We start from the raw sequence: 25,508 nt of genomic DNA, 5'->3' as shown, positions 1-25,508 counted from the left end.
GAAGGGGATAAACTGCGTCATGCCCATCAGATTCGCGGATTTCAGACCGGAGGGAAATCCGACAGACTGCTAGAGCAGCGTTTTGTTGGGGCGCCAGAATAACGCTGGGAGGGGTAACGTGACGCAAGGACCTTCGAACGAAAGCGGAGCTTCGGGCACGGCGGCATCGCCGGCGGAGCAGGTGAATCCCGGTGATGACGCCGCCCCTGGCACGGCCGGCACCGGCGAGGATGTCTGCCCGGATTGCCAAGGCAGCGGCAAGATCGACGACCAGGACTGCCAGAATTGCGGCGGCACCGGCATCGTCATCCAGGGATTGGCGGGCGGGTAGTTCCGGCCGTCCTGCGCCGGTAAGCGGCGGAGACTGAAGCGCGGGCGCTCAGCTCGGGGACGGCCCGGGGCTCGGGGCGGAGGCGGCACCGGGCTCGGCGGCCCTGGCCGGGGGAGGAAGGGCGCGCACCACCAGCGTGGTTCCCTCCACCGCCACCACCCGCACCGCCGCGCCGGGGGCGGTGGTCCCCTGCCCCCGCACCGGCCAGTCCGAGTCGCCGATGCGGGCGCGGTCGCCCTCCAGCAGCGTGCCCGTGCGGCCGACCAGCCCGGCGCCCGGCGTGTTGAGGCCGTTCGACGAGGAGGGGCGGAAGCGCAGGCCGAGGGCGATGGCGGCGGCCAGGGTCAGGATGAACAGGATCGCGGTGGCCAAGAGGCCGAGGGGCATGACCGCCAGCACCAGGCCAGTGCCGAGGGCGGCGGCGCCGACCCAGACCAGGAAGATGCCGGGCAGCAGCAGTTCCGCCGCCATCAGCAGCAGGCCGGCCGCGACCCACAGGCTCCAGCCGCCGGCCATTCAGGTGGGCGGCACGCTGCCGCGCGGCGGCGCGGGGGGCGTGCCCAAGGGAGCGCCCAGGGGAGCCGCGAAGGGAGCCCCAGGGGGCGCCATGGCGCCGGGCTGGCGGAACAGTTCCAGGGCGGCGGTGACGCTGCCGGCGAGCGAGGCGGATTCCACCGGCACTACCACCAGCTTGGAGGCCGGGTTGCCGGCCAGCTTGCCGAAGGCCGCGACGTAGCGGTCGGCGATGAAGTAGTTCAGCGCGGGGGCGCCGCCTTCCTGCGCGGCGGCGGCGACGGAGCGGGTGGCGGCGGCCTCGGCCTCGGCCAAGCGCTCGCGCGCCTCGGCGTCGCGGCGGGCGGCTTCGAGGCGGCCCTCGGCTTCGAGGACCTGGGCGGCCTTGGCGCCCTCGGCGCGGGCGATGGCGGCCTCGCGGTCGCCCTGGGCACGCATCACCACGGCGCGGCGCTCGCGCTCGGCCATCATCTGGGTGTTCATGGCGGCGACGAGGTCGGCGGGCGGCTCGATCTTGCGGATCTCGACGCGGGTGACCTTGACGCCCCAGGGGTCGGTGGCGCCGTCGAGGACGTTGAGCAGGTGGGAGTTGATCTTGTCGCGGGAGGAGAGCGCCTGGTCGAGGTCCATCTCGCCGATGATGGCGCGGATGTTGGTCATGGCCAGCGCCGAGAGCGCCTGGGTCAGGCTCTGCACCTGGTAGGCGGCCTTGTCCGGCTCCATGACGCGGTAATAGACGATGCCGTCCACCGAGACATTGGCGTTGTCGCGGGTGATCACCGCCTGCTCGGGGATGTCGAGCACCACCTCCTGCACGTTCATGCGGCGGCCGATCGTGTCGATGAAGGGGATGATGAAGTTGAGGCCGGGGGTGAGGGTGCGGGTGAAGGCGCCGAAGCGCTCCACCGTCCAGTTCTCGCCCTGGGGCACGGCGCGGATGCCCTTGAAGGCGGTGAGCACCGCGAGGGCGAGCAGGATGAACACCACGATGGCGCCGCCGGGGAACCCGTCCATGCCTTGTCTCCTCCTGCCGGGCCGGGGCGCGGCCCGGAACGAAAAAGGGCCGGGAACGCGATGTTCCCGGCCCTGGTCACGATGGCGCGTCGCGCCTCCTCAGGCGGCGGCGGCGCGGCCGGCCTGCGGGTCGAGGCGGTAGCCGCCGCCTTCGGTCAGCAGCAGGGCGGCGTTGGCCGGGTCCGGCTCGATCTTCTGGCGCAGGCGGTAGATGTGGGTTTCCAGCGTGTGCGTGGTGACGGCGGCGTTGTAGCCCCACACCTCGTTCAGCAGGATCTGCCGGGCCACCGGGCGGCCGCCGGCGCGGTAGAGGAACTTCAGGATCGCCGCTTCCTTTTCGGTCAGGCGGATCTTGCGGTTCTTCACCGGCTCCAGCAGCAGCTTGGCGGAGGGGCGGAAGGTGTAGGGCCCGATCACGAACACCGCGTCCTCGGAATTGTCGAAGACCCGCAGTTGGGCGCGCAGGCGGGCCAGCAGCTCGGCGATGCGGAACGGCTTGGCGATGTAGTCATTGGCGCCGGCATCGAGGCCGCGCACCACGTCCTGCTCGCCATCGGCGCCGGTCAGCATGATGATGGGGATCTTGACGCCTTCCTGGCGCAGCTTGGCGCACAGGTCGCGGCCATCGCCATCGGGCAGGCCGATGTCGAGCAGCACGGCGTCGCAGCGGCTGTCGGCGGTCAGGAGCTGGCCGGCGGCGTCGGAGGCGGTTGCGGCCTCGACCGGCGCGAACTCGCCATCCATTGCCAGCTGCTCGGACAGGGTGACGCGAAGGGCGTCATCATCATCCACGATCAGGATCGGCCGAGGGCCAGTCATGCGCTCTCCAGAGAAACACGGTGGAAAGACAAGGCTGGCACCTCCCGGAAGCAGCCATGCGGCCGGACGGCCACCAAGCCCCATCGTGGCGGTAACGCGGCCGTGTGGCAAGCCATACTTGTCTCCTGCCGCGCGCCGAAATCATTTTTCGAGCCATTGCCAGAGGCACGGCAAGGCCCAAGATCTGACGGCATTGAACACGGGTTTCGCAGAAAGCGGAAGCCCCAGGCTCACAATCTTGGCATGAGCCCGGCAGGGCCGCACAATGTCCGGGATGCACGGAAAGCGATGGCATGACCCCTCCAGGCAATGTTGCGCCCGAATTGCCGCATGATCCCGAACTCGGCGCCGCCCTGTCGGACGCCGCGTCTCGCGCCATGCGGGGGGTGCATCGTGCGGTCAGCGAGCTTCGCCGCGGCACCCCGGTGCTGCTGACGGGGCCGCAGGGTGCCCTGGTGGTTGCCGCCGCCGAAACCGTGGGCGCGCGCGGGCTGGCGGAAATCGCCGCCGCGGCCCTGGCGCCGCCGGTGCTGCTGCTGGCGCCGGTGCGCGCCGCGGCCGTGTTGCAGCGGCCGATCAACGCCGCCACCCCGCCACGGCGCGGCGATGCGCTGAAGCCCGGCGCGCTGCAGACCGAGGATGGCGTGGCGGCGCTGAAGCTCGGCCCCGCCCTGCTGAACCCCGAATTGCTGCGCCGCCTGGCCGATCCGGTGGCCGGACGGCTGCTGCCGGAAGTGCCGGAGCTGGTGCTGCCGCATGTGCTGGCGCCGGCCGCGCTGGGGCTGGCCAAACTCGGCCGCCTGTTGCCGGCCCTAGTGGCGGCCCCGGCGCAGGAGCACGTGGCGGGCGGGCTCGACCTGCTGCGGGTGCCGGCGGCCGAGGTGCTGTCTTACCCGGCCACCGCGGCCACCACCCTGGTCCGCGTGGCCGAGGCGCGGGTGCCGCTGCAGGATGCGCGCGATGCCCGGATCGTCGCCTTCCGTGCCGCCGATGGCGGCATCGAGCACCTGGCGATCCTGGTGGGGCAGCCGGAGGAGATGGCGGCCTCGGGCGGCGCGCCGCTGGTGCGGGCGCATTCGGAATGCTTCACCGGAGACCTGCTGGGCAGCCTGCGCTGCGATTGCGGGCCGCAGCTGCGCGGCGCCATTCAGCGCATGGCGCAGGACGGCACCGGCGTGCTGCTCTACCTGGCGCAGGAAGGCCGCGGCATCGGGCTGGTGAACAAGCTGCGCGCCTACACCCTGCAGGATGGCGGGCTGGACACGCTGGATGCCAACCGGGCGCTGGGCTATGGCGCCGATGAGCGGGGCTTCCTGGTGGCAGCGACCATGCTGGAGCAGCTGGGCATCCCGCGCATCCGGTTGCTGACCAACAATCCGGACAAGATGTCGGGCCTCGCCGCCTGCGGCATCGAGGTGGTGGGCCGGGTGGCGCACCGCTTCGCCGCCAACGGCGTCAACGACAAATACCTGGAAACCAAGGCGGACCGCTTCGGCCACCTGCTGCGCTGACGCTCGCCTGCCCTGGCTGCCTCTTGCCAAGCCGGGGCGCCGCGCCATGCTGCGCGGCATGGAGCTGATCGCCACCGTGTTTCCCGATGGCCGCCTGACCCTGCGGGGCCAGACCTGGCGCTGTGCCCTGGGCAAGGGCGGGGTGCGGCGCGACAAGGAGGAAGGTGACGGCGCCACGCCGGCCGGCCTGCTGCCGCTGCGCCGCGTGCTGTACCGCGCCGACCGCGGCGCGGCGCCCGCCTGCGCCGTGCCGGTGGAGCCGATCGCCCGCGACGATGGCTGGTGCGACGATCCGGCGCATCCGGCCTACAACACCCGCCTCCGCCTGCCGCACGAGGCGCGGCACGAGGCGCTGTGGCGGACCGACCCGGTCTACGACATCATCGGCATCCTGGGCTGGAACGACGCCCCGGTGGTGCGTGGCCGCGGCAGCGCCATCTTCCTGCACCTGGCGCGGCCGGATTATCCGCCCACCGAGGGCTGCATCGCGCTGGAAGCGCGCGACCTGCGGGCGCTGCTGTCCACCGGGGTCACCGGCTTCGAGGTGCTGGCCCCGTGACGCGCGCCGCCGCGGCGCGCCGGGGTTCCGCCCGTGCCTGAGCTTCCCGAGGTCGAGACGGTGATGCGCGGCCTCTCCGGGCTGCTCACCGGCCGCGTGCTGGTGTTCGCCGCCACCCACCGGGCGGGCATGCGCTGGCCGTTCCCGCCCGGCCTTGCCGAGCGCCTGACCGGTGCGCGGGTGGAAGGCTTCCGGCGGCGCGGCAAATACATGCTGATGCGGATCTCGGGCGGCGACTCGGCGCTGATCCACCTCGGCATGTCGGGGCGGATGGTGGCGCGGCCGGCCGGCGCCAACACCCCGCCGCCGGCGCATGAGCATTTGGTGCTGCAGACCGATGACGGGCAGCGCGTCGGCTTCGTCGATCCGCGCCGCTTCGGCAGCGTCGACCTGGTGCCGACCGCTGCCGAGGATTCGCACAAGCTGCTGGCCGGCATGGGGCCGGAGCCGCTGGAGGAGGCGTTCACCCCCGGCGTGCTGTCCGAGTCGCTGTTCGGCAAGAAGACGCCGATCAAGGCGGCGCTGCTGGACCAGCGCGTGGTGGCGGGGCTGGGCAACATCTATGTGGCGGAAGCGCTGTTCCGCGCCGGCCTGTCGCCGCGCCGGCTGGCGCATACCATTCCCGGCGCCCGCGCGGCCCGGCTGGTGCCGGCGATCAAGGCGGTGCTGCTCGATTCGATCGCCGCGGGCGGCTCCTCGCTGCGCGACTACGTGCAGGCGGATGGCGAACTCGGGCATTTCCAGGACCGCTTCCAGGTCTATGACCGCGAAGGCGCGCCCTGCCCGCTTTGCCCGGGGCCGCCCGCCTGCGCCGGGGTGTCGCGCATCGTGCAATCGGGGCGCAGCACCTTCTTCTGCGCCCGCACCCAACGCTAGCCTGTCCGCCCGCCGCCCCGGCCACGGTTCGGCGGGCCGCCGTTGAACGAGGACACCACCGTGAGCGAAACCGCGCCCGCCCCCCATTCCTCCTATGAGATGATCCTGGTCGAGCGGCAGGGCCCGGCCGGGCTGATCCGCCTGAACCGGCCCAAGGCGCTGAACGCGCTGTGCGACCAGCTGACCGCCGAGTTGGCCGAGGCCCTGGCCGGGCTGGACGCCGACCCGGCCGTGGCCGCCATCATCCTGACCGGCAGCGACAAGGCCTTCGCCGCCGGCGCCGACATCCGCGAGATGCAGGACCGCGCCTTTCCGGCCACCTACATGAAGGATTTCGTGGCGCCCTGGGAGGCGGTGCTCGCCGTGCGCAAGCCGGTGATCGCCGCGGTGGCGGGCTTCGCGCTCGGCGGCGGCTGCGAGCTGGCGATGATGTGCGACCTGATCCTGGCCGCCGATTCGGCGCGGTTCGGCCAGCCGGAGATCAACCTCGGCATCCTGCCCGGCGCCGGCGGCAGCCAGCGCCTGACGCGGGCGGTGGGCAAGTCCAAGGCCATGGAGATGGTGCTGACCGGCCGCATGATGGACGCCGCCGAGGCGGAGCGCGCCGGCCTGGTCGCCCGCGTGGTGCCGGCGGCCGAGCTGCTGCCCGAGGCGGTGAAGCTGGCGGAAAAGATCGCCACCTTGTCGCCGCCGGCCGTGGCCATGGCCAAGGAGGCGGTGAACGCCGCCTTTGAGCTGCCGCTGCGCGAAGGCGTGCGGCTGGAGCGGCGCTTCTTTCTCAGCCTGTTCGGCACGCCGGACCAGAAGGAAGGCATGGCCGCGTTTCTGGAGAAGCGGCCGCCCGCCTTCCGGGGCTGAGCGCCCGCTTCCCGCCCCTCAGCCCTTCAGGGCGGTGGCCACCACCTCGATCAGGGTGTCGGCGCTGCCCAGATTGGCCACGCCCACGGTGGCGCGGGAGGGCAGGTTCTCCGCGCCGAAGAACGACACCCAGGCCTCGTTCATCTCGGCCTTGGCCGCCATGTCGGTGACGTAGACGGTGGCGGTCAGCACCTTGGTGCGGTCGCTGCCGGCGCTGCGCAGGATCTCCTCCATGCGGGCCAGGGCCTGCTCGGTCTGCCCCTTCATGCCGACGCCGTCGCGCGCCTCGGCGACGATGCCGCCCAGGTAGAGCACGCCATGGGCGGCCACCACGCGGTGCATGATGGGGGTCCGGGTGATGCGTTCGATCATTCGTGGAGCCGATCCGTTTGCCAAGCGGCGCATACTGACCCCCTCTCCGCCGCCCAGCAATGCCCCGCCGCCCGGCGGCTCCTGGCGGCCAAGCCCCCGGTGGCGCCGCAGCCCTCGGGCCGAGGCAGGCCAGCAATGCGCCCAGCAATGCATTGACTCCCGCGCGGCCCGAGGGCTAAACCGCGCCTTCCGTCGCGTACCCCCTGTTGCCCGTTGCGGTGGCGAGGGTGTCGTGCGTTCCCGAGACACAGTGTGACTGGTTCAAAGCACCGCCATGGCGAATACGGCTTCAGCGCGCAAGCGCATCCGGCAGACGGCGACTCGTAACGAGCGCAACCGCGCCCGCCGGTCCCGCGTCAGCACCTTCCTGGTCAAGGTCGAGAAGGCCGTCGCCGGTGGCGACAAGGCCACCGCTCAGGCCGCCTTCAAGGACGCGCAGCCCGAGCTGCACCGCGCCGTCACCAAGGGCGTGATGCACGCCAACACGGTGGCCCGCAAGCTTTCCCGCCTGTCCGCGCGCATCAAGGCGCTGGCCGCCCAGGCCTGACCTGGCGGCCGAACCGGCAGGGGCGCGCCCCCTGCCGCACGGCGGATTGACCGGCGGCCTTCATGTTCTCACCATGATCCCGTTGCACCCCCGGGGTGCCGGGCGGTAGCCTTCAAGAACAGCCGCTGGACTAGCGTACCCCAATACATCACGACAGCTTCCGGTCGTCTTTCGCGATTCAGGTTTTACTTGACCTGAAGTCGTGAACGGATCGGTTGTTTGCGCTCTTGTCGAATCGCGGCAAGGTCGTGGCATCCTGAGGTTTCCGGCCTGGCCGGAGAATAGGGTGCCGCGCATGTGCTGGGCTGTCGGCTCTCCCGCCCCGCAAGGGGCCGCATCAGGCTGGCCAAAGGCCGAAAGGGTGGCAGGTGCTTCGCATGGAGAAAGATCTCGAGACTTCCACCACCCCCGCGACAGGGCAGGTGGCCGAAGCCTGGGCCCGGATTCGCGGCCGGCTGAGGGAGGAAGTGGGCGAGGTCGAGTATCGCTCATGGCTGCGGCAGATGACGCTGTCGGCCATCGAGGGCGAGGAAGCGGTGATCCTGCTGCCGACGCGGTTCCTGCGCGACTGGGTGCGCGGCCATTACGGCGACCGCCTGCGCTCGCTCTGGGCGGCCGAGCCGCTCGGCGTGCGGCGCGTCGACATCCGCGTGGCGCCGGAGCTGCGCGGCGGCAACCAGGAGGCCGAGCCGGCCCTGGCCGACGGGACGCTGAGGGATGGGGCGCCGAAGGCCGGCCCGTCCGGCGCCGCGCCGCTGACCGCCCCCGGCGCCCGGCCGCAGCAGGCCGCCCTGGCCCTGGCCGAGCCGCTTTCCTCCCCGCCGCGGAACGAGGCACGGGCCGAGTCGAAGCATGACTGGGCGGCGCCGCTCGACCCGCGCTTCACCTTCGACAGCTTCGTGGTCGGCAAGCCGAACGAATTCGCCCATGCCTGCGCCCGCCGCGTCGCCGAGAAGCCGGCCTCGCCCGGCTTCAACCCGCTGTTCCTGTATGGCGGCGTCGGCCTCGGCAAGACGCACCTGATGCACTCGATCGCCTGGGCGATCTCCTTCAACGGCCAGCGCAACGTCGCCTACATGTCGGCCGAGAAGTTCATGTACCGCTTCATCGCCGCGCTGCGCTCGCAATCGACCATGGAGTTCAAGGAAAGCCTCCGCTCGGTCGACGTGCTGATGATCGACGACCTGCAATTCCTGATCGGCAAGGACAACACGCAGGAGGAGTTCTTCCACACCTTCAACGCGCTGGTGGATGCCGGGAAGCAGATCGTCGTCTCGGCCGACAAGTCGCCCTCCGACCTGTCGGGGCTGGAGGACCGGCTGCGCACGCGACTCGGCTGCGGCATGGTGGCCGACATCCATGCCACCACCTACGAGCTGCGCATCTCCATCCTGCAGGCCAAGGCGCAGGGGGGCAGTCAGGGGGGCGCGGAGGTCGAGGTGCCGCCGCGCGTGCTGGAATTCCTGGCGCACAAGATCACGTCGAATGTCCGCGAGCTGGAAGGCGCGCTGAACCGGCTGATCGCCCACGCCAACCTGTTCGGCCGGCCGATCACGCTGGAATCCGCGCAGGAGGTGCTGCACGACATCCTGCGCGCCCATGACCGCCGGGTCACGATCGAGGAGATCCAGCGCAAGGTCGCCGAGCACTACAACATCCGCCTGACCGACATGTCCTCGGCGCGGCGGGCGCGCAACGTGGCGCGGCCGCGCCAGGTGGCGATGTACCTGGCCAAGCAGCTCACCTCCCGCTCCCTTCCCGAGATCGGCCGCCGCTTCGGCAACCGCGACCACACCACGGTGATGCACGCGGTGTCCCGCGTGGCCGAGCTGATGCAATCCGACGGCGCCTTCGCCGAGGATGTGGAATTGCTGCGGCGCATGCTGGAAACCTGACGCCCGGCGCGGCGCGGGGCGCGGCAGCGTTCTCACGCAAAGGCGGTTTTGCGTTTGCGGCGCAGCAATGCCAGGATCGGGCCAATGTCCGCGCCGGCATGAAAGGCCGCCCCATGCATGACATCGTGGTCACGGCCGAGGAAGGCGCCGCCCTGGCGACCTATCGCCGCTTCAGCCGGCCGGAATGGGCGGCGCTGCGCGCCAGCACCCCGCTCTCCCTGTCCGCCCGCGACATTGACAGCCTGCTCGGCGTGGCGGAGCAGATGTCGCTGGCCGAGGTGGCCGACATCTTCCTGCCCTTGTCGCGCCTCCTGAACCTGCAGGTGGCGGCGGCGCGCAGCCTGGGCGTGGTGCAGGACACGTTTCTCGGCCGGCCCGCTGCGCTGCCGCCCTACATCATCGGCATCGCCGGCAGCGTGGCGGTGGGCAAGAGCACCTTCGCCCGCGTGCTGCAGGCCATCCTGGCGCGCTGGCCCGACCATCCCAAGGTGGAGCTGATCACCACGGACGGCTTTCTCTACCCCACCGCGGTGCTGGAGCAGCGCGGGCTGATGCAGCGCAAGGGCTTCCCGGAAAGCTACGACCTGCGGCGCATGATCAGCTTCCTCAGCGCGGTGAAGGCGGGCGAGCCGGAGGTGGCGGCGCCGGTGTATTCTCACCTCACCTACGACATCGTGCCGGGCAAGACGCAGATGGTGCGCCGCCCGGACATCCTGATCTTCGAGGGGCTGAACGTGCTGCAGCATTCGGCCAGCGCGCCGGTGCTGGCCTCGGATTTCTTCGACTTCTCGGTTTATGTGGACGCCGAGGAGGAGCACATCGCCGAATGGTACCGGCAGCGCTTCCTGTTGCTGCAGCGCACTGCCTTCCAGCGGCCGGAATCCTATTTCCGCCGCTACAAGGACCTGCCGCGGGAGGAGGCGCTGTCGGTCGCCACGCGGATCTGGCAGCAGATCAACCTGCCCAACCTGCGCGAGAACATCCAGTCCACCCGGGAACGCGCTAGGCTGGTGCTGCGCAAGGGCGCGGATCATCGCGTGCAGGAGATCCGGCTGCGCCGCATGTGAGGCGCGGCGGCCGGGCGCGGCGGCGCGGGCGGCCAATGGCCTGAGCCCCTGGGCTTAAGCGCCCGGCAACCAGAGCGCGGCTTGATGTCCATCCCTCGCACGCACAGGGATGGCGATCGTCGTGAAGCCCCTTCTTCTTTTGGTTCTCGTTCTGGCGGGATGCGCCGCCGGCGCGCCTGTGGCGCCGCCCGATGCGCCGGGCGGCGGCGGCCTTCCATCCTTCAGGACCACCACCACGACCGGCGGCATGCGCCAGGCGCGGCAAACGCTGCAGAATGGCTGTGCCCGGCTGACGCCGAGGGCGGGGGGCGCCTCCGGCTGCCGCTGAGGCAGGGATCGGCGCGCGCGGGCGGCGCCCCGGCGCCGTCCCATCCACCCCGGCAGGTGGATCGGGATGGGCCTCGGGCGCAGGGCGTGGTCTGCTGGTCCGGTGGTGGGCCGGCCCGCCAGCCGCGGCCCTGCACCCGCCCTCCACCGCCCGAGGCACATCATGAACGAGATCGGCTTCCTGTCCGCGCTGCACCGCCCCGGCACGCTGGTGGATGCGGGGGCGCATGACGGGTTGCTGACGCTGCCGCTGGCGCGGCTGCCTGGCGCGCGGGTGCTGGCCTTCGAGCCGCTGCCCAGCGCCTTCGCCCGGCTGTCGGCCGCCTGTGCCGGCCTGCCGCAGGTGACGCTGCGGCCGGAGGCGTTGGGCGACGCACCGGGCCGCGCCGCCCTGTCCCTGCCGCTGCTGGACGGGGTGGCGCAGGAGCAATGGGCCTCCACCGCCAAAGATTACGCGGGCTTCGGCCCGGGTGTCGGCGTGCGGCGCCACGAGGTGGCGGTGATCGCACTGGACGATCTGGCGCTGCCGGACGTGACGGCGATCAAGGTCGATGCGGAGGGGGCGGAATACGAGGTGGTCCGCGGTGCCCGCGACACGCTGCGGCGCTGCCGCCCGGTGCTGACGCTGGAGCTGGAGGAGCGCCACCGCGAGGGCAGCACCTTTGCCGTGCCGGCCTTCCTGGACGCGCTGGATTACGTGACCTGCTTCGCGCTGGAGGAGCGGTGGCACCCGGTGGCAGCGCTGGACCGCGCCACCATGCAGCGCGCCAGCCCCGACCCGTCGATGTTCGCGGCCTCGGACCCTTACGTGTTCACCTTCTATGCCTGGCCGCGCGAGCGCGACGACGAGGCGCGGCGCCTGCTGCCGGGCGGCACGGGCTGACACGGCGCAAGCGGACAGGATTGGGACCGGGGAACACCGCCGGTGGTGGAGCTGAGGGAAGGGGCGTGTTCCCAGGGATGGGAGACTGACTGGCTCAAGCGTGAGATCGGCGTCGAGATGCTGGGCGATCAGCCCGAGCAGGCAGGCCGGCACAACCGAGTCGTCGCCACCCATGACTACTGCGGCGCCGATGGCGTGCTCGCCTGTCAGGTCGTTCGGATGGAGCCGAAGACCTTCCGCCAGCGCCGGCCGAACGGAAGCGGTGGCTGGGAGTGGTCGGTCAAAGGCACCCAGCCCCTGCCCTACCGGCTACCGGATGTGCTGGCTGCTTGCTTTATGGACACCGTGTTGATCGTGGAGGGGAGAAGGACGCCGAGGCGCTAGCGCAACACCGGCAGATCGCGACCTGCAACAGCGGCGGTGCCGGCTAGTAGCACGCGAGCTTCGCGCCTTACTTCAAGGATCGCAGCGTGGTCATCCTGCCCGACAGTGACGCGGCGGGTCGGGAGCAGGCCGAGGCGGTGGCACAAAGCCTCCATGGCATGGCTGAGCGCATGGTTATTCTGCCGCTGCCCGCCCTGCCTGAAAAAGGCGACGTGTCGGATTGGCTGGCGACCGGCGGCACCATCCCACAGCTGCTGGAGCTGGTGACGCGGGCGAAGGCTCATGAGCCGGCCGCCAGATACTCCCAGAATGAGCAGACAACCCACCCTTCGAATCGACAGCCGCAGCTTCCTGGCTGGAGGGCTGCCAGACCGACAAGGAGGGCGACCCACGCGGCAAGTTCGCCAGCGTCATGCTGGCCCTGCGCGAGGATGCGCGGCTGGAGGATCTGCTCGCCTATGAGCAGATGCTGCGCGCTGAGAGGCTAGCCAACCCTGTTCCGGACAGCTTCTGCCCACCAGAGGACGCGCGGCCGATCCAGGACGCCGACGTGTCGATGATCCAGGAGTACCTGCAGCGTCGGGGATTGGAGAAGGTCGGCAAGGATACGGTGCATCAGGCGGTTGCGCTCCGCGCCCGCGAGCGCGGCTTTCACCCGGTGCAGCAGTGCCTCAATAGGCTGAGCAGGGACGGCAAGCCACGCCTGGCGACGTGGCTGCACACCTATCTCGGGGCCGAAGCCAACGCCTACACCGCCGGCACCGGCACCATGTTCCTGGTCGCGATGGTGGCTCGCGTGTTCCAGCCTGGCTGCAAGGCCGATTATATGATGGTGCTGGAGGGCGCGCAGGGTGCGATGAAGTCCACTGCGTGCGCCGTGCTGGGTGGCCCGTGGTTCAGCGACAACCTGACGCACTCTGAAGTGCGTCAGGACATGACGCTCATCGATGCGGCTTTCAGGACAACAGCTAGGAGTTGAGGAAAATAGCAGCGGTTTCGGCTCAGCTAAAGGCCGAACCAGCTCCCAGCCCTGCTGAGATTTCAGAACTATGCGGCCTATGATGAACAGCCTGTTCACCTTCTCCAACTCGTATGCCGCGCTGCTCAGCAGCAGCTTCTCGCAGTGCCGCCTCGACTACTGGCTTAGCAATGAGGTTTTCGAACAGGAAGATGGCTGCCACCGGGATGACGAGGGCGCAGATGATCAGATCAACGTCCATAACAATGCTCCGTAAGCCGCCTGAACCCAAGCTGCGGCTGAGCAAATTCTTCCACAAAGTTTCGATGTTGAATCATCACGGCCGAGTTAATGACAGGAACGTGCATTCACCCGGCGGCCAGGGTTCGAGCGGGAACGGGGGCCGAGGTTAAGCAGCACGATGAAGAGGTTGCGGCTTCATGAATTCTCCAGCCGCTGGAGCAGTAGACCGCCCCCTCAACAGCGCGACTCTGAACCACAACGATTTTTTTGGCTGGGAGGCGCCGCCTGAACATCGTTCCGAGTGGGCGGATGTAGATCGCGACCCTCAGCGTTCTCACGCCTTCGCAAAATGGAGGTTTGAACTGGCGCTCATCCTTAAGTTTTCCCCGCATACGGAGAGACAAGATTGTGAGCATCGCCTCGTCCCCAGCTTCAAGCAATTCGCCAAAGCGGCTAGTCGGGCGAAGCATTTTAGCTCTTGGATAGAAAACCCTCCGCGATGGCCGGAATGGACGGAAGCAGAACCTTCTGCCGTTGACCGATCATCCCAGGGAGTAGCGGGGATCGGGGAAGGTTACCGCCACTATGGTTCCCTTTCCGCCAGACCCACTTTCGAGCGTGGCTTTACCCCCGATCTGATTTGCAAACATGTCGATCAATTGCAGCCCCAGTGAGCCCGCACGGCGTGTGCCAGGCATGCCGACACCGTCATCTTCGATGCAGAGGCACATGAGGCCGCCGTCCAGAGACCGCAGCACCATGCGGACCTGCCCCTTGCGGTCATTCGGAAAGGCATATCTCAGTGCGTTGGTCAGCGCCTCACCCGCGATCAGCCCCAGTGGCACCACAAGGTCAGGCCCCCAGGTGGCGTCCTCTTCAGCCTTGACCTCAAGACGTATCCGCCCAGGCTCCGCCACCAAGCTCTCAGCCATCTGCTGGCTGAGACGCTGGAGGTAAACGGGAAAGTCCACCGATTCCGGCGCCTCGCTTTGGTAGGTCAGGAGGTCATGCACCTCGCCAATACGCCGAAGGCGACCAGAGGCAATTTCGAGTGCATCGCGGGTTTCTGGCGCGGCGTGTGATGCCTGAACGCTTAGAAGTGACACCGCAAGCTGCAATGCGTTCTTGGTCCGGTGGTTCACTTCGCGGACCAGGAAATCGCGGAAGCGGAGATCCTCCTGCCCCTGCGCCAGCGCATCGCGCAGCGTGGCTTCGGTGCGCCGCCGCCGCTCGACTTCTTTTTCCAGCTTCTCCTTGGCCTGCTGGAGCCGCTTGGTCCGTGTGGCAACGCGCCGTTCCAGCGTCTCCTTCTCTTGCTGAAGGGCTTGCTCGCGCCGGACCCGCTCCGTGATGTCGTAAAAGGAGGAAAAGTGCCGCATGATGCGGCCATCCTCCTCCATGGGCTCGATGAGCTGCGAAACCCAGACTTGGCGGCCATCCTTTGCGTGGAACAGGAGGTCGTCGGTGCTGCTGGTGCGGGAGGCCAATGCCGCCTCGATGCGTCTTTGCACCTCGGGCTCGACATGTCTGCCTGCGACAAAGAGGTAGTCCTGCCCCACGACCTCCGCCACGCACTCATAGCCCAGCAGCGTCAGAAAAGATCGGTTGACGTAGATGATGGAGTGTCGGGCCGTGTTGGCGTCGGTGACGACCATAGGCATCCGGCTAGATTCGACTGCCTCAACGAATGCGCCACCTTGCTCCTTCAGGCTGGCGATGTTGCGACCGGCAGACATTTCATTGTCATGGCTATGATCAGGCATCAGGAACCCGCTTCCGGCTGGCACCTGGCCCCATATTGGCAGGCGAGGCGCGATGCTCCGGTGTGCTGTCCATGAAAGCGATCCGAGGCACGGCGCACGATGCCGTAGCACTCGCAGGCTGCAGCCTCCAGGCCGGGCCGGTTGGTCACGGTGATCTGCCCCCGCTCGTAGTGGATGAAGTCTGCTTTCTGCAAAAGCCTTGCCGCCACGGAGACGCCGGCCCGGCGCACCCCGAGCATCATGCTCATAAACTCCTGTGTCATCGGGAAGGTGTCGCCTTCAGTCCTGTCATGCGCCATCAGCAGCCACCGGGCCAGACGCTCGGCAACTCCGTGGCGCCCGTTGCAGGCGCCGGTGCGGGCCACCTGCTGATGATGCACCAAGGCGTAGCGGAGCAGGAGAGGGTGGAGCGTGGGCATGCTCGCCAGCATCTCCCGCAGTGCCGCCGCGCTCATCCGCAACGCGGTGCCTGGGTGCTGCACCATGGCCTCCAGGCCATCGGAATCACCTTCAAGCAGAACTGGAATCCCGACCACGCCATCGAAGCCGATCTGCCCTACCTCGATGGCATCGCCATCCTCCATGTAGGCCAGCATGGAAACATAGCCGGTCTCGGGGAAGTAGATCTCGGTGATGGGCTGTTCCGGCGCGTGCAGGACCTGCCGGATGGGTAGTTCAACAAGCTTCAGCTGTGGCCAGAGCGTCGCGAGGTCTTCAGGCGGCAAGGCGGCCAGCAGGCGATTGCGGGGAGCGGGCCGAGAGGGGGGGCCATGATGGGCTCCAGCGACAGGGTGTCGGCGGGAGCGCATGGCATCTCTCAGCTGCCTGCGCCGGAGGGGCCTCAGCAGGCAATAAACGGTATCTGGTGCGGGGAGGCACCGGATATAAGTACGAAACCGCACAAGAAGCGCCGGCATGCGCCCCAGCTACTATCGATGGCGGAGCCTCCACTTCAAACGTGGTCTAAGGCGGCAGCCTACCTTGACCTGAGCCCATCGCTGCTTGACCGCGAGGGGGCCGAGGGCCGCATCCCCTTTCCCGTTCCGGTTGCGGCCACGCTCAAGGGATGGGTAGGGGACGATCTGGACGCCTGGATTGATGACGAGCGCAGCGCGCAAGCCGCGACGATCACCCCGTGGGATGCTGCGTGATGACCAGCCTCAGCCTGCGCTACGTCCATCGCGTCATGAAGAAGGCCGCCCGTACCAACACTTCCGGCGGCCTGGCTTTCCGAGCCTTCCGCTGCCTGGGCTTCCTGGATCCAGGGCGTTCATGGCTGCCTGTCAGGCCGCGCTTGAACAGCCTCAGCCACTGATCGGTAGCGCCAATGTGGCGGCTGGCAGCATGGCTGCGCTCGCGGCGTCCTGGTCCAGGAGTTCCCGATTCGCCAGCCTCGCGCCAATTCCGCAGCGAACCTGTCGCCGCCTTCTGGAAGGCTTCCTCGCCCGGCACGGCACGAGGCCCTTGGTCGGTCCGGAGCCGCGGCACCTGCACCGGGTCCTGGGTGAGCGACGCGAGACGCCGGCTCAGGCCAATGCCCTGCGGACCGTGTTGCGCCTGCTTTTGCAGCATGCCTTCGAGCGGGGACCACGGAAGGACAACCCGACCAGGAACGTGAAGCGGCTTCGCTATCGAAAGAAGCCGTTCGCCACCTGGGCGGAGAGCGATATCGCCGCGTTCGAGGCAGATTGGCCGATCGGCAGCCGGGCGAGGCTGGCGCTGGGGCTTCTGCTGTTCACCGGACAATGCCGGGCGACGTGATCCGGCTCGGGCCGCAGCATGGGCGCAACGGCTATCTGGAACTGCGCCAGGGCAAGACGCGCACCGCTGGGCATATCCCCTGCACCCGGATCTGCCGGCCATCCTGGCAGCGGCGGAGGGCCAGCATCTGGCATTCCTGACGACGCCACGGGGGCGCCCTTCGCGTCAGGCAATGCCCTCCACACCTGGTTCATGGACTGCGCCGCCGAGGCAGGAGTGGACAAGGGCTTGTCCCCTCACGGGCTGCGCAAGGCAGCGGCACGGCGCTTGGCCGAGGCCGGCTGCACTCCCCACCAGATCGCCGCCGTCACGGGCCATCAGACCCTGGCGGACATCGAGCGATACACGAAGGAGGCGAGCCAGAGAATCCTGGCGACATCGGCCGTCACGCATCTCGGCCGGCCGGCCAAGAGCGACCCCTGGAAACGCGTTGAGCGGAGACCGGATGCAACCCGTTTCCGCTCAGAAGGAAATACTAGGGAATACCAGATGGTGAGGCCGCCGGGTGGTGGAGCTGAGGGGAATCGAACCCCTGACCTCCTCATTGCGAACGAGGCGCTCTCCCATCTGAGCTACAGCCCCACACGCGCGGTGGCCGGCTTATCCCCGACGGCTCACAACAAGTCAAGCGGTGCTTGCCGCCCGGGCTTGGGCTTCGTAGATGGATGCCTCACCGATGGGGATGGCTATGTACGCAGTGTTCTGGTTCGTCGATCAGGCGATCGGTCTTTATGTCTGGGCCCTGATCATCGCTGCGGTGTTCAGCATCCTGGTGTCCTTCAACGTCCTCGACACGCGCAACCGCTTCGTGTGGGCGATCGGCGACTTCCTGCACAAGATCACCGAGCCGGTGCTGCGGCCGATCCGCAATTTCCTGCCCAATCTCGGCGGCATCGACATCTCGCCGATGATCCTGATCCTGCTGCTCTACGCGCTCAGGATCTTCCTGTGGACCACGCTGTGGCCGCTGGTGGCCGGCTGAGTGGCTGGCGGGTGGTGGCCGGCGGGGTGGAGCTGCGCGTCAAGGCGCAGCCGAAATCCCGCCGCCCGGGGCTTGCCGGCTGGATCGAGGGCGTGGACGGGGCGCGGCTGAAGCTGGCCGTGGCCGAGGCGCCGGAGGATGGGCGCGCCAACCGGGCCATCTGCGCCCTGCTGGCGGGCGCGCTGGGTGTTCCGCCTTCGGCCATCGCGGTGGTGCAGGGCGCCGCCTCGCGCGAGAAGACCTGCCGGATCGCGGGCGACCCGGCCCGGCTGGCGGATGCACTGGAGAGACTGGCATGAGCGCACGCATCATCGACGGCAAGGCCGTGGCGGCGGAGCTGCGCGCCCGCGTCGCGGCCCGGGTCGCCACCCTGCCCTTCGCGCCGGGGCTGCGCGTGGTGCGCGTGGGCGACGACCCGGCCAGCGGCGTGTATGTCCGCAACAAGGACCGCGCGGCGCAGGGGGCGGGGCTGAACAGCGCCACGATGCAGATGCCGGCGGACACCTCCGAGGCCGCGCTGCTTGCCACCGTGGCGCGGCTGAACGCCGATCCGGAGGTGGACGGCATCCTGGTGCAGCTGCCGCTGCCGCCGCAGATCGACGCGCTGAAGGTGCTGGCCGCCATCGACCCGGCCAAGGACGTGGACGGCTTCCATGCGATGAATGCCGGCCTGCTGGCCACCGGGCAGCGCGGGCTGGTGCCCTGCACGCCGAAGGGGGTGATGCACCTGCTGGCCGCCGCCGGCGCCGCCCTGCCGGGCGCGCGGGCGGTGGTGGTGGGCCGCTCCAACATCGTCGGCAAGCCGATGGCGGCGCTGCTGCTGGCCGCCGACGCCACCGTCACCGTGGTGCATTCGCGCACGCGCGACCTGGCTGCCGAATGCCGCCGGGCCGAGATCCTGGTGGCGGCGGTGGGCCGGGCCGGGATGGTGCGCGGCGACTGGGTGGCGGAGGGCGCCACGGTGATCGATGTGGGCATCAACCGTTTGCCGGATGGCAGGCTGGCGGGGGACGTGGATTTCGCCGCCGTCCGGCAGCACGCGGGCGCCATCACCCCGGTGCCGGGCGGCGTCGGGCCGATGACCATCGCCTGCCTGCTGGAGAACACCGTGGAGGCGGCGATCGCCCGCCGCGGCTGAGGCCGCCCCGGCCGGTTCCTGCGCCGTCATCGCTTCTTGGCGGAAGCGTCACACGATCGCAGCCTCGCTCGCCTAATCGGACGCTCATCCGACAGGGGAGTGACCATCGCATGACTGACCGCCCGAAGCCGATCCTCGGCGCCGCCCTCGGCCTCAACGGCCTGATGACGCATCTCGGCTGGGTGATGGACCGGCAGCGCGACATCGAGCTGCAGGATTTCCACACCGCCGCCGCGCTGGACGATGACTGGCGCCCGCTGGCCGAGGAAACCCGCCGCCTGCTGGACGGCCACACCGGCCGGCGCGGGCTGCACGGCCCGTTCTGGGGCTTCAAGATCGACAGCCACGACCCGGAGATCCGCGCCGTGGTGCGCCGCCGCCTGCTGCAGGGGCTGGAATGCTGCGCCTTCCTGGGCGCCGACCAGATGGTGATCCACTCGCCCTTCACCACCTGGGACAACAACAACCTCGACGCCTTTCCCGGCGCCCGCGCCCAGCTGGCCGAGCGGGTCCACCTGACGCTGAAGGAGGTCGTCGCCCGTGCCGAGAGCCAGGGCTGCACCCTGGTGATCGAGAACATCGAGGACAAGGACCCGATGGACCGCGTGGCGCTGGCCGCCTCCTTCAACAGCCCGGCGGTGCGCGTCTCGCTCGACACCGGCCACGCACATTATGCCCATTGCTCCACCGGCGCCCCGCCGGTCGATTTCCACGTCCGGCTGGCGGGCGACGCGCTGCACCACGTCCACCTGCAGGACACGGACGGCCATGCCGACCGCCACTGGGCGCCGGGCCGCGGCACCATCCTGTGGCCCGGCCTGTTCGAGGCGCTGGCCGGCCTCAACTCCAACCCGCGCCTGATCCTGGAGCTGCGCGACAAGGCGACGCTGCCGGAAGGGGCGGCGCATCTGGTGCGGCTGGGCCTCGCCGAGTAAGGGCCGCCCGCCTGGTCCGCCCGCCTGGGCCGCCGCCCTCAGGCGGCGGCCACCGCCGGAGGGGGCGCCGCGCCGAACAAGGTGAGATTCGCATCGCCCCAGCTCCGCAGCGCTTCCAGCACGGGCGCCAGGCTGCGGCCGCGCTCGGTGAGGCTGTATTCCACGCGGGGCGGCACCTCGGCGTATACTTGGCGCAGGATCAGGCCGTCCTGCTCCAGCTCGCGCAGCTGGTTGGTCAGCATGCGCGGCGTGACGCCGGGAATGCGGCGGCGGATGGCGTTGAAGCGGGCCGTGCCGTCCAGCAGGTGGAACAGGATCACGCCCTTCCACTTGCCGTCGATCAGCCGCAACGTCGCCTCGACGGCGCAGCCCGGGTTGCAATCCAGCCGGGAATGGCGGGGCTTGGCCAGGGTGGTATCCCTTCTGACACTATGGGCGGTGCTTGTGCGTATCCACGCGCCCCGACACTAGGCCTAACGTGCGGTCCCATCCAGTTGGAGACGGCGTCATGAAGAGTGTTGGTTACCGCGAGCCCGGCGCCATCGAGCGCGCCGATTCCCTCCTCGACATCGAGCTGCCGAAGCCGGAGCCCACCGGGCGGGACCTGCTGGTGGCGGTGCGGGCGGTGTCGGTGAACCCGGTGGATACGAAAGTCCGCCGCAGCGCCGCGCCGGATCCGGGCGCGTGGAAGGTGCTGGGCTGGGACGCCGCCGGCACGGTGGCGGCGGTGGGGCCGGAAGTGACGGGCTTCGCGGTGGGCGACCCGGTGTTCTACGCCGGCTCCCTGATCCGCCCCGGCACCAACAGCGAGTTCCACCTGGTGGATGAGCGGATCGTCGGCCGCGCGCCCGCCTCCCTCGCCCCGGCCGAGGTGGCGGCGTTGCCGCTGACCGCCATCACCGCCTGGGAGGCGCTGTTCCACCGCCTCGACATTCATCGCCCGGTGCCGGGCGCGGCGGAGGCCATCCTGATCATCGGCGGGGCCGGCGGCGTCGGCTCGGTCGCCATCCAGCTGGTGCGGGCGCTGACCGGGCTGGCGGTGATCGCCACCGCCTCCCGCCCGGAAACCGCCGGATGGGTGCGGGAGATGGGCGCGCAGCACGTGGTGGACCACAGCCGGCCGCTGGCGGCGCAGGTGGCGGCACTGGGCCTCGGCGCCCCGGGCTTTGTGTTCTCCACCACCGAGACGCACCGGCACCTGGCGGAGATCGCCGAGCTGATCGCGCCGCAGGGCCGCTTCGCGCTGATCGACGACCCGGACGCGCTCGACGTGCTGCGCTTCAAGCGTAAATCGGTGTCGGTGCATTGGGAGCTGATGTTCACCCGCTCCCTGTTCGGGACGCCCGACATGGCGGCGCAGGGCGCGTTGCTGAACGATGTGTCGCGGCTGGTGGATGCCGGCCGGCTGCGCTCCACCGTGACGCAGCGCCTGTCGCCGATCAACGCCGCCAACCTGCGGCAGGCGCATGCGCTGCTGGAAAGCGGCCGCACCCGCGGCAAGGTGGTGCTGGAAGGCTTCTGAGCGGCCCGAAGGGGGCGGCCGGAGGGGGAGGCGGCGCCTCCCCCTCCGCGGCCGGATCAGCGCGGGATCGCCGCGTGCGCCGCGAAGCAGGCCATGTCCAGGATCTGGTTCACGGTGCTGCCCATGTTGACGATCTGCACCGGCTTCTCGAGCCCCACCAGCAGCGGCCCGATGGTGGTGGCGCTGGTCAGGAACGGCACCGCCTTGGTCAGGATCTGTGCCGCGTGCAGCCCCGGCATCACCAGCACATTGGCCGGGCCGGTCAGGCGGCAGAACGGGTAAAGCTCGCGCAGCTGCGGGCTTAGCGCCACGTCCGCCGCCATCTCGCCATCATACTCGAAATCCGTCTCCTGCCCGTCCAGCAGCCGCACCGCCTCCCGCACCGAGCCGGGGATCGTGCCGCCCGGATCGCCGAAGGTGGAGAAGGACAGAAAGGCGACGCGCGGCGTCAGGCCGAGGCGGCGTGCCTCCGCCGCCGATTGCCGGGCGATCTCGGCGAGCGTCGCGGCGTCGGGGCGCTCATGGATGGCGGTGTCGGCCACCAGCACCGTGCCGGAGCGGCGCGACAGCATCATGGTCAGGCCGAACAGCACCGTGTCGCGCGAGGTGTCGATGGCCAGGCGCACATTCTCCAGCGTGTCGCCGGTGGAGCGGGTGATGCCCGACACCATGGCATCCGCGTCGCCCGCCGCCACCATGCAGGCGGCGAAGGCGTTGCGGTCCTGGTTCACCAGGCGCTGGCAGTCGCGGAACAGGAAGCCCTGGCGCTGCTTGCGGGTGTAGAGGAACTCGGCATAGCGGCGGTTGCTGCCGGACAGCCGGGCGTTGTGGATCTCGATGCCGTCCGGCAGCGGGATGCCGAGCGCCGCCACGGTGGCGTTGATGCGGTCCTCCCGCCCCACCAGCACCGGCGTGCCGTAGCCCGCCTGGCGATAGGCGATGGCGGCGCGGATCACCTTCTCCTCCTCGCCCTCGGCGAAGACCACCTTGCGCGGATCGGCCTTGAGGCGCTCGGTGATGGTTTCCAGCGCCGAGATGCCGGCATCGAGCCGCCCGGCCAGCCCGCGGGCGTAGCGCTGCAGGTCGGGGATAGGCTTGCGCGCCACGCCGGTTTCCATCGCGGCGCGGGCCACGGCGGGCGAGACGCGGGCGATCAGTCGTGGGTCGAAGGCGTGCGGGATGATGTAGTCGGGGCCGAAGCGCAGCCCCTTGCCGCCGCCGGCGCCGGCCACCTCCTCCGGCACGTCCTCGCGCGCCAGCATGGCCAGAGCTTCCGCCGCCGCCACCTTCATGGCGTCGTTGATGGTCGACGCCCGCACGTCCAGCGCGCCGCGGAAGATGAAGGGGAAGCCCAGGACGTTGTTGACCTGGTTCGGATAGTCGGAGCGGCCGGTCGCGATGATCACGTCCGGCCGCACGCCGCGCGCCACGTCCGGCGTGATCTCGGGATCGGGGTTGGCCATGGCGAAGATGATCGGGTTGGGGGCCATGGCGCGCACCATGTCCTCCGTCACCGCGCCCTTCACCGACAGGCCGAAGAAGGCGTCGGCGCCGTCCAGCGCCTGGGTCAGGGTGCGGCGGTCGGTGGTCACGGCATAGGCCGATTTCCACTGGTTCATGCCCTCGGCGCGGCCGCGGTACAGCACGCCCTTGGTGTCGCACATCAGGATGTTCTCGGGCCGCATGCCCATCGCCCGCACCAGCTCGGCGCAGGCGATGGCGGCCGAGCCGGCGCCGTTGATCACCAGCCTGGTGTCCTGCAGCGCGCGGCCGGTCAGGTGGCAGGCATTGATCAGCCCGGCGGCGGCGACGATCGCCGTGCCGTGCTGGTCGTCGTGGAACACCGGGATGTCCATCAGCTCGCGCAGGCGCTGCTCGATGACGAAGCATTCGGGCGCCTTGATGTCCTCCAGGTTGATGCCGCCGAAGGAGGGGCCGAGGTAGCGCACGGCGTTGATGAAGGCGTCGGTGTCCTCCGTGTCGATGCAGAGGTCGATGGAATCGACGTCGGCGAAGCGCTTGAACAGCGCCGCCTTGCCTTCCATCACCGGCTTGCCGGCCAGGGCGCCGAGATTGCCGAGGCCCAGCACCGCGGTGCCGTTGGAGACCACCGCCACCATGTTGCCCTTGGCAGTGTAGTCATAGGCCAGGGCCGGGTCGCGGTGGATGTGCAGGCAGGGTTCGGCGACGCCGGGTGAATAGGCCAGGCTGAGGTCGCGCGCCGTGGTCAGCGGCTTGGTGAGCCGGATTTCCAGCTTGCCGGGCTTGCCCTCCGAATGCAGTGCCAGAGCTTCCTCGGCGGTGATCCGCGCGGTGCGCGTGTCACTCACCGGCAGCTTCGTGGTGTCGTCCATGATGATGCGGGCTCCCGAGCATTCCAGCGTCCCTTTATGTCGGGATGCGGCGCGGTCGGAAACCCAGTCGTCTCGCGCCTGCGAAGAAGCCTAAGCTGTTGCCTGGGTTCGGCCTTTCCGGCGTTAACCGTGCCCTGGTTAAGCCGCCCCGGCGCGTGGCGGGCGGAACCCGCGATGCGGCGCCGGGGCAATTCAATCATGGCGGGTGGGGCCGCCGGCGGCCCCGCTCTGCCTCAGGCCCGCCTCACGCCCCAGGGATAGGGGGCCGTGCCCTCGATGATTCCGGTCAGGCTGGAGCGGAAGGCCGTTCTGATGGTGAACTGGCCGAGCGGCACCGTCGCCACCTCCTCTAGCGCCAGCCGGCCGAGCTCGGCCGCGACCTTCTTCTGCGCCGGCTCGTCCGGCGCGTAGAGCCATTCCTCCGTGAGCGCCTCGGCCCGCTCGCTCTTGTACCAGCCGAACCAGCCTTCCTCGCCCTGGCCGCGCGCCAGCGGCGACATGGCGGGGCTGCCGTAGAAGGTGGCGCCGCCGGTGGTGTGGAACATGCTCCAGCCGCCCTTCTCCACCGGCTCGCGCGAGTTGCGGCGCTGGATCACCGTGCCCCAGTCGCTTTCCATCAGGTCCACATTCATGCCGATCTGCGCCAGCGCATCGGCGCTGACATGGCCGAGCGGGCCGATATCGGGGAAGTCGGTCGGGCTGATGATGGCGACCTTCTGCCCGGAATAGCCGGATTCCTTCAGCATCGCGCGGGCGCGGTCGAGGTCGCCCGGCATCAGGTCCTTGTTGTCGGCGTAGTAGGGCGTGTGCTTCGGCCAGACCGAGCGGGTGTCGGTCCAGGCGGCGGTGTCGTCGCCCTGCGACGCCCGCATGTAGTTCTCCTGGATCACCGAGCACAGCACGGCGCGGCGGACCTTCACGTCGTTGAAGGGCGGCTGCAGGCAGTTCAGCCGCGCCAGGGCCATGCGGCCGGCCTTGTCCAGCACCTCGCGCCGGATGTCCTTGTTGCGCGCCAGCATCGGCTGCAGGTCGGCCAGGGGCCGCTCCCACCAATCCACCTCGCCATTCATCAGCGCGCCGGCCGCGGTGGCGGGATCGGTGATGATGTTCCATTCGATGCGCTGGAAATGCGCCACCTTGGCGCCGGTGGCCCAGTCCGGCGCCTCCTGGCGCGGCACGTAGCCGTCGAACTTGGCATAGGCGACGCGGCTGCCGGAGTTGAACTCGGCGGGCAGGAAGCGGTACGGGCCGGAGCCCACCATCTCGGTGATCGCCTTGGTGGCGTCGGTCTGCGCCAGGCGCTCGGGCATGATGAAGGCGCAGTTGGTGTCCTTGCCGAGCGCCGTCAGCAGCAGCGGGAAGGGCCGGTTGAGGCGGATCTCCAGGGTGCGGTCATCCACCGCGCGCCATTCCTCGGTGACCTTGGCCAGCAGCTGGCCGAACGGGTCGCGCACCGCCCAGCGCTTCACGCTGGCGATGCAGTCGGCGGCGCGCACCGGCTCGTTGTCGTGGAACTTCAGGCCGGGGCGGAGCCGGATGCGCCAGGTCTTGCCGTCCTCCGACACCTCGTGGCCCTCGGCCATCTGCGGCTGCACGCGGCCCTTGGAATCCAGCGAATACAGGGTGTCGAAGACGTAGTAGCCGTGGTTGCCGGTGACGGTGGCGGTGGTCCAGACCGGGTCCAGCGCGGTCAGGTTGGCCTGGGGAATGAAGCGCAGCGTGGTGGCGGCCGTGTTCTGCGCGAGGGCCGGCATGGACAGCGCCGGCAACAGCGGCACGCCGGCCGCAGCCTTCAGCAGGGTGCGTCGGTGGAACGAGGTCATCGGAAGGCTCCCTTGGTCGTGCCGGCGCCGGACACCGCCACCGGATCCGGCACGATAGGGACTTGCCCGCCGC

At 69.6% G+C, this 25,508-nt stretch carries 28 protein-coding genes, 1 tRNA gene and 1 pseudogene; 19 read left to right on the top strand and 11 right to left on the bottom strand.

Going from position 1 to position 25,508, the window contains the following annotated elements:
- Positions 1 to 118: 118 nt before the first annotated feature.
- Positions 119 to 331: a hypothetical protein gene (locus D2K64_RS06050; RefSeq protein ID WP_120007278.1), complete on the top strand. Its 213-nt coding sequence runs from the start codon at positions 119 to 121 to the stop codon at positions 329 to 331.
- 48 nt (positions 332 to 379) lie between these two features.
- On the opposite strand, the gene D2K64_RS06045 is transcribed toward D2K64_RS06050, so the two are convergent.
- The 3 genes from D2K64_RS06045 to D2K64_RS06035 all read right to left on the bottom strand — a co-directional run bounded on the left by D2K64_RS06045 (position 380) and on the right by D2K64_RS06035 (position 2,677).
- Positions 380 to 847: an NfeD family protein gene (locus tag D2K64_RS06045; RefSeq protein WP_120007277.1), complete on the bottom strand. Its 468-nt coding sequence runs from the start codon at positions 845 to 847 to the stop codon at positions 380 to 382.
- On the bottom strand, positions 848 to 1,858 hold the full coding sequence (locus D2K64_RS06040; protein WP_120007276.1) for an SPFH domain-containing protein: 1,011 nt from the start codon (positions 1,856 to 1,858) through the stop codon (positions 848 to 850). It abuts the gene before it with no gap.
- A 99-nt stretch (positions 1,859 to 1,957) separates the two neighbouring features.
- Complete coding sequence (locus D2K64_RS06035) at positions 1,958 to 2,677, bottom strand: response regulator transcription factor (protein ID WP_120007275.1); 720 nt, start codon at positions 2,675 to 2,677, stop codon at positions 1,958 to 1,960.
- Between the two features lie 293 nt (positions 2,678 to 2,970).
- On the opposite strand from D2K64_RS06035, the gene D2K64_RS06030 reads away from it, so the two are divergent.
- The 4 genes from D2K64_RS06030 to D2K64_RS06015 all read left to right on the top strand — a co-directional run bounded on the left by D2K64_RS06030 (position 2,971) and on the right by D2K64_RS06015 (position 6,481).
- Positions 2,971 to 4,188, top strand: coding sequence for a GTP cyclohydrolase II (locus D2K64_RS06030; RefSeq protein WP_120007274.1), 1,218 nt, complete (start codon positions 2,971 to 2,973; stop codon positions 4,186 to 4,188).
- Between the two features lie 46 nt (positions 4,189 to 4,234).
- Entirely contained in the window at positions 4,235 to 4,747 is a 513-nt protein-coding gene (locus tag D2K64_RS06025; RefSeq protein ID WP_238384037.1) for a L,D-transpeptidase family protein, read from the top strand.
- Positions 4,748 to 4,780: 33 nt separating this feature from the next.
- Positions 4,781 to 5,623 carry a bifunctional DNA-formamidopyrimidine glycosylase/DNA-(apurinic or apyrimidinic site) lyase gene (gene mutM, locus D2K64_RS06020; RefSeq protein WP_120007273.1) on the top strand — a complete coding sequence of 281 codons (843 nt, stop codon included), beginning with the start codon at positions 4,781 to 4,783 and terminating at the stop codon, positions 5,621 to 5,623.
- A gap of 99 nt (positions 5,624 to 5,722) precedes the next feature.
- The gene (locus tag D2K64_RS06015; protein ID WP_120007344.1) at positions 5,723 to 6,481 is read left to right on the top strand and encodes an enoyl-CoA hydratase; all 759 of its coding nucleotides are present in this window, start codon (positions 5,723 to 5,725) and stop codon (positions 6,479 to 6,481) included.
- An 18-nt stretch (positions 6,482 to 6,499) separates the two neighbouring features.
- Here the strand turns inward: D2K64_RS06015 and D2K64_RS06010 are convergent, their stop codons facing one another.
- On the bottom strand, positions 6,500 to 6,853 hold the full coding sequence (locus tag D2K64_RS06010; RefSeq protein WP_120007272.1) for a RidA family protein: 354 nt from the start codon (positions 6,851 to 6,853) through the stop codon (positions 6,500 to 6,502).
- Positions 6,854 to 7,127: 274 nt separating this feature from the next.
- Here D2K64_RS06010 and rpsT point away from each other — a divergent pair, with 274 nt between their 5' ends.
- From rpsT to D2K64_RS05970, 7 genes are all read left to right on the top strand, one after another.
- Entirely contained in the window at positions 7,128 to 7,400 is a 273-nt protein-coding gene (rpsT, locus tag D2K64_RS06005) for a 30S ribosomal protein S20 (protein ID WP_120007271.1), read from the top strand.
- 377 nt (positions 7,401 to 7,777) lie between these two features.
- Positions 7,778 to 9,295: a chromosomal replication initiator protein DnaA gene (gene dnaA / locus D2K64_RS06000; RefSeq protein WP_120007270.1), complete on the top strand. Its 1,518-nt coding sequence runs from the start codon at positions 7,778 to 7,780 to the stop codon at positions 9,293 to 9,295.
- Positions 9,296 to 9,408: 113 nt separating this feature from the next.
- Positions 9,409 to 10,362 carry a type I pantothenate kinase gene (gene coaA, locus D2K64_RS05995; protein WP_120007269.1) on the top strand — a complete coding sequence of 318 codons (954 nt, stop codon included), beginning with the start codon at positions 9,409 to 9,411 and terminating at the stop codon, positions 10,360 to 10,362.
- Between the two features lie 121 nt (positions 10,363 to 10,483).
- Positions 10,484 to 10,690, top strand: a complete 207-nt coding sequence (locus tag D2K64_RS05990; RefSeq protein ID WP_157985738.1) for a hypothetical protein — start codon at positions 10,484 to 10,486, stop codon at positions 10,688 to 10,690.
- A gap of 162 nt (positions 10,691 to 10,852) precedes the next feature.
- The gene (locus tag D2K64_RS05985; RefSeq protein WP_120007267.1) at positions 10,853 to 11,572 is read left to right on the top strand and encodes an FkbM family methyltransferase; all 720 of its coding nucleotides are present in this window, start codon (positions 10,853 to 10,855) and stop codon (positions 11,570 to 11,572) included.
- A gap of 42 nt (positions 11,573 to 11,614) precedes the next feature.
- Entirely contained in the window at positions 11,615 to 11,956 is a 342-nt protein-coding gene (locus tag D2K64_RS05980) for a hypothetical protein (RefSeq protein WP_120007266.1), read from the top strand.
- A 412-nt stretch (positions 11,957 to 12,368) separates the two neighbouring features.
- On the top strand, positions 12,369 to 12,935 hold the full coding sequence (locus D2K64_RS05970; RefSeq protein ID WP_120007264.1) for a VapE domain-containing protein: 567 nt from the start codon (positions 12,369 to 12,371) through the stop codon (positions 12,933 to 12,935).
- A 22-nt stretch (positions 12,936 to 12,957) separates the two neighbouring features.
- On the opposite strand, the gene D2K64_RS24260 is transcribed toward D2K64_RS05970, so the two are convergent.
- From D2K64_RS24260 to D2K64_RS05960, 3 genes are all read right to left on the bottom strand, one after another.
- Positions 12,958 to 13,176: a hypothetical protein gene (locus tag D2K64_RS24260; protein WP_157985737.1), complete on the bottom strand. Its 219-nt coding sequence runs from the start codon at positions 13,174 to 13,176 to the stop codon at positions 12,958 to 12,960.
- 523 nt (positions 13,177 to 13,699) lie between these two features.
- Entirely contained in the window at positions 13,700 to 14,920 is a 1,221-nt protein-coding gene (locus tag D2K64_RS05965) for a PAS domain S-box protein (RefSeq protein ID WP_120007263.1), read from the bottom strand.
- Positions 14,920 to 15,837 (bottom strand): Crp/Fnr family transcriptional regulator, encoded by a 918-nt coding sequence (locus D2K64_RS05960; RefSeq protein ID WP_238384036.1) that lies wholly within the window; start codon positions 15,835 to 15,837, stop codon positions 14,920 to 14,922. The genes D2K64_RS05965 and D2K64_RS05960 overlap by 1 nt, the downstream gene beginning before the upstream one ends.
- A gap of 355 nt (positions 15,838 to 16,192) precedes the next feature.
- On the opposite strand from D2K64_RS05960, the gene D2K64_RS24255 reads away from it, so the two are divergent.
- A complete protein-coding gene (locus tag D2K64_RS24255; protein ID WP_157985736.1) occupies positions 16,193 to 16,681 on the top strand; it encodes a hypothetical protein in 489 nt (162 codons plus the stop codon).
- Positions 16,682 to 16,699: 18 nt separating this feature from the next.
- Positions 16,700 to 17,032, top strand: a pseudogene (locus D2K64_RS26125) (tyrosine-type recombinase/integrase); the annotation flags it as partial.
- A gap of 155 nt (positions 17,033 to 17,187) precedes the next feature.
- Here the strand turns inward: D2K64_RS26125 and D2K64_RS05940 are convergent.
- Positions 17,188 to 17,263, bottom strand: a tRNA-Ala gene (locus tag D2K64_RS05940).
- A 94-nt stretch (positions 17,264 to 17,357) separates the two neighbouring features.
- Between D2K64_RS05940 and D2K64_RS05935 the strand changes: the two genes are divergently transcribed.
- The 4 genes from D2K64_RS05935 (at position 17,358) to D2K64_RS05920 (ending at position 19,736) form a co-directional block, all read left to right on the top strand.
- Positions 17,358 to 17,663, top strand: a complete 306-nt coding sequence (locus D2K64_RS05935; RefSeq protein WP_456316367.1) for a YggT family protein — start codon at positions 17,358 to 17,360, stop codon at positions 17,661 to 17,663.
- Positions 17,630 to 17,962, top strand: coding sequence for a DUF167 domain-containing protein (locus D2K64_RS05930; RefSeq protein ID WP_120007258.1), 333 nt, complete (start codon positions 17,630 to 17,632; stop codon positions 17,960 to 17,962). The genes D2K64_RS05935 and D2K64_RS05930 overlap by 34 nt, the downstream gene beginning before the upstream one ends.
- Positions 17,959 to 18,801 (top strand): bifunctional methylenetetrahydrofolate dehydrogenase/methenyltetrahydrofolate cyclohydrolase FolD, encoded by an 843-nt coding sequence (gene folD, locus D2K64_RS05925; protein WP_120007257.1) that lies wholly within the window; start codon positions 17,959 to 17,961, stop codon positions 18,799 to 18,801. Before D2K64_RS05930 ends, folD begins: the two co-directional genes overlap by 4 nt.
- Positions 18,802 to 18,911: 110 nt before the next feature.
- A complete protein-coding gene (locus D2K64_RS05920) occupies positions 18,912 to 19,736 on the top strand; it encodes a sugar phosphate isomerase/epimerase family protein (RefSeq protein ID WP_120007256.1) in 825 nt (274 codons plus the stop codon).
- A gap of 38 nt (positions 19,737 to 19,774) precedes the next feature.
- Here D2K64_RS05920 and D2K64_RS05915 read toward each other — a convergent pair whose 3' ends face one another.
- The gene (locus tag D2K64_RS05915; protein ID WP_120007255.1) at positions 19,775 to 20,146 is read right to left on the bottom strand and encodes a winged helix-turn-helix transcriptional regulator; all 372 of its coding nucleotides are present in this window, start codon (positions 20,144 to 20,146) and stop codon (positions 19,775 to 19,777) included.
- Positions 20,147 to 20,244: 98 nt separating this feature from the next.
- Here D2K64_RS05915 and D2K64_RS05910 point away from each other — a divergent pair, with 98 nt between their 5' ends.
- Complete coding sequence (locus D2K64_RS05910) at positions 20,245 to 21,258, top strand: zinc-binding alcohol dehydrogenase family protein (RefSeq protein WP_120007254.1); 1,014 nt, start codon at positions 20,245 to 20,247, stop codon at positions 21,256 to 21,258.
- Positions 21,259 to 21,314: 56 nt separating this feature from the next.
- Here the strand turns inward: D2K64_RS05910 and D2K64_RS05905 are convergent, their stop codons facing one another.
- Together D2K64_RS05905 and D2K64_RS05900 are read right to left on the bottom strand one after the other, a co-directional pair.
- Positions 21,315 to 23,612, bottom strand: a complete 2,298-nt coding sequence (locus D2K64_RS05905; RefSeq protein ID WP_120007253.1) for an NADP-dependent malic enzyme — start codon at positions 23,610 to 23,612, stop codon at positions 21,315 to 21,317.
- A 233-nt stretch (positions 23,613 to 23,845) separates the two neighbouring features.
- Positions 23,846 to 25,435, bottom strand: coding sequence for an ABC transporter substrate-binding protein (locus D2K64_RS05900; RefSeq protein ID WP_120007252.1), 1,590 nt, complete (start codon positions 25,433 to 25,435; stop codon positions 23,846 to 23,848).
- Positions 25,436 to 25,508: the final 73 nt, after the last annotated feature.

The sequence above is a fragment of the Teichococcus vastitatis genome, from assembly GCF_003604215.1.
Lineage (GTDB): Bacteria > Pseudomonadota > Alphaproteobacteria > Acetobacterales > Acetobacteraceae > Pseudoroseomonas > Pseudoroseomonas vastitatis.
The sequence above is the reverse complement of the archived record's forward strand: the minus strand, read 5'-3'. Positions and strand labels throughout refer to the sequence as shown.

What these genes read in the sequence shown, in the direction of transcription:
- D2K64_RS06045 (WP_120007277.1), bottom strand. Translation starts at nt 847, where the DNA reads ATGGCCGGCGGCTGGAGCCTGTGGGTCGCGGCCGGCCTGCTGCTGATG.
- D2K64_RS06040 (WP_120007276.1), bottom strand. Translation starts at nt 1,858, where the DNA reads ATGGACGGGTTCCCCGGCGGCGCCATCGTGGTGTTCATCCTGCTCGCC.
- D2K64_RS06035 (WP_120007275.1), bottom strand. Translation starts at nt 2,677, where the DNA reads ATGACTGGCCCTCGGCCGATCCTGATCGTGGATGATGATGACGCCCTT.
- D2K64_RS06030 (WP_120007274.1), top strand. Translation starts at nt 2,971, where the DNA reads ATGACCCCTCCAGGCAATGTTGCGCCCGAATTGCCGCATGATCCCGAA.
- D2K64_RS06025 (WP_238384037.1), top strand. Translation starts at nt 4,235, where the DNA reads ATGCTGCGCGGCATGGAGCTGATCGCCACCGTGTTTCCCGATGGCCGC.
- D2K64_RS06015 (WP_120007344.1), top strand. Translation starts at nt 5,723, where the DNA reads ATGATCCTGGTCGAGCGGCAGGGCCCGGCCGGGCTGATCCGCCTGAAC.
- D2K64_RS06010 (WP_120007272.1), bottom strand. Translation starts at nt 6,853, where the DNA reads ATGATCGAACGCATCACCCGGACCCCCATCATGCACCGCGTGGTGGCC.
- rpsT (WP_120007271.1), top strand. Translation starts at nt 7,128, where the DNA reads ATGGCGAATACGGCTTCAGCGCGCAAGCGCATCCGGCAGACGGCGACT.
- dnaA (WP_120007270.1), top strand. Translation starts at nt 7,778, where the DNA reads ATGGAGAAAGATCTCGAGACTTCCACCACCCCCGCGACAGGGCAGGTG.
- coaA (WP_120007269.1), top strand. Translation starts at nt 9,409, where the DNA reads ATGCATGACATCGTGGTCACGGCCGAGGAAGGCGCCGCCCTGGCGACC.
- D2K64_RS05985 (WP_120007267.1), top strand. Translation starts at nt 10,853, where the DNA reads ATGAACGAGATCGGCTTCCTGTCCGCGCTGCACCGCCCCGGCACGCTG.
- D2K64_RS05970 (WP_120007264.1), top strand. Translation starts at nt 12,369, where the DNA reads ATGCTGGCCCTGCGCGAGGATGCGCGGCTGGAGGATCTGCTCGCCTAT.
- D2K64_RS24260 (WP_157985737.1), bottom strand. Translation starts at nt 13,176, where the DNA reads ATGGACGTTGATCTGATCATCTGCGCCCTCGTCATCCCGGTGGCAGCC.
- D2K64_RS05965 (WP_120007263.1), bottom strand. Translation starts at nt 14,920, where the DNA reads ATGCCTGATCATAGCCATGACAATGAAATGTCTGCCGGTCGCAACATC.
- D2K64_RS05960 (WP_238384036.1), bottom strand. Translation starts at nt 15,837, where the DNA reads ATGCCGGCGCTTCTTGTGCGGTTTCGTACTTATATCCGGTGCCTCCCC.
- D2K64_RS24255 (WP_157985736.1), top strand. Translation starts at nt 16,193, where the DNA reads ATGGCTGCCTGTCAGGCCGCGCTTGAACAGCCTCAGCCACTGATCGGT.
- D2K64_RS05935 (WP_456316367.1), top strand. Translation starts at nt 17,358, where the DNA reads ATGGGGATGGCTATGTACGCAGTGTTCTGGTTCGTCGATCAGGCGATC.
- folD (WP_120007257.1), top strand. Translation starts at nt 17,959, where the DNA reads ATGAGCGCACGCATCATCGACGGCAAGGCCGTGGCGGCGGAGCTGCGC.
- D2K64_RS05920 (WP_120007256.1), top strand. Translation starts at nt 18,912, where the DNA reads ATGACTGACCGCCCGAAGCCGATCCTCGGCGCCGCCCTCGGCCTCAAC.
- D2K64_RS05910 (WP_120007254.1), top strand. Translation starts at nt 20,245, where the DNA reads ATGAAGAGTGTTGGTTACCGCGAGCCCGGCGCCATCGAGCGCGCCGAT.
- D2K64_RS05905 (WP_120007253.1), bottom strand. Translation starts at nt 23,612, where the DNA reads ATGGACGACACCACGAAGCTGCCGGTGAGTGACACGCGCACCGCGCGG.
- D2K64_RS05900 (WP_120007252.1), bottom strand. Translation starts at nt 25,435, where the DNA reads ATGACCTCGTTCCACCGACGCACCCTGCTGAAGGCTGCGGCCGGCGTG.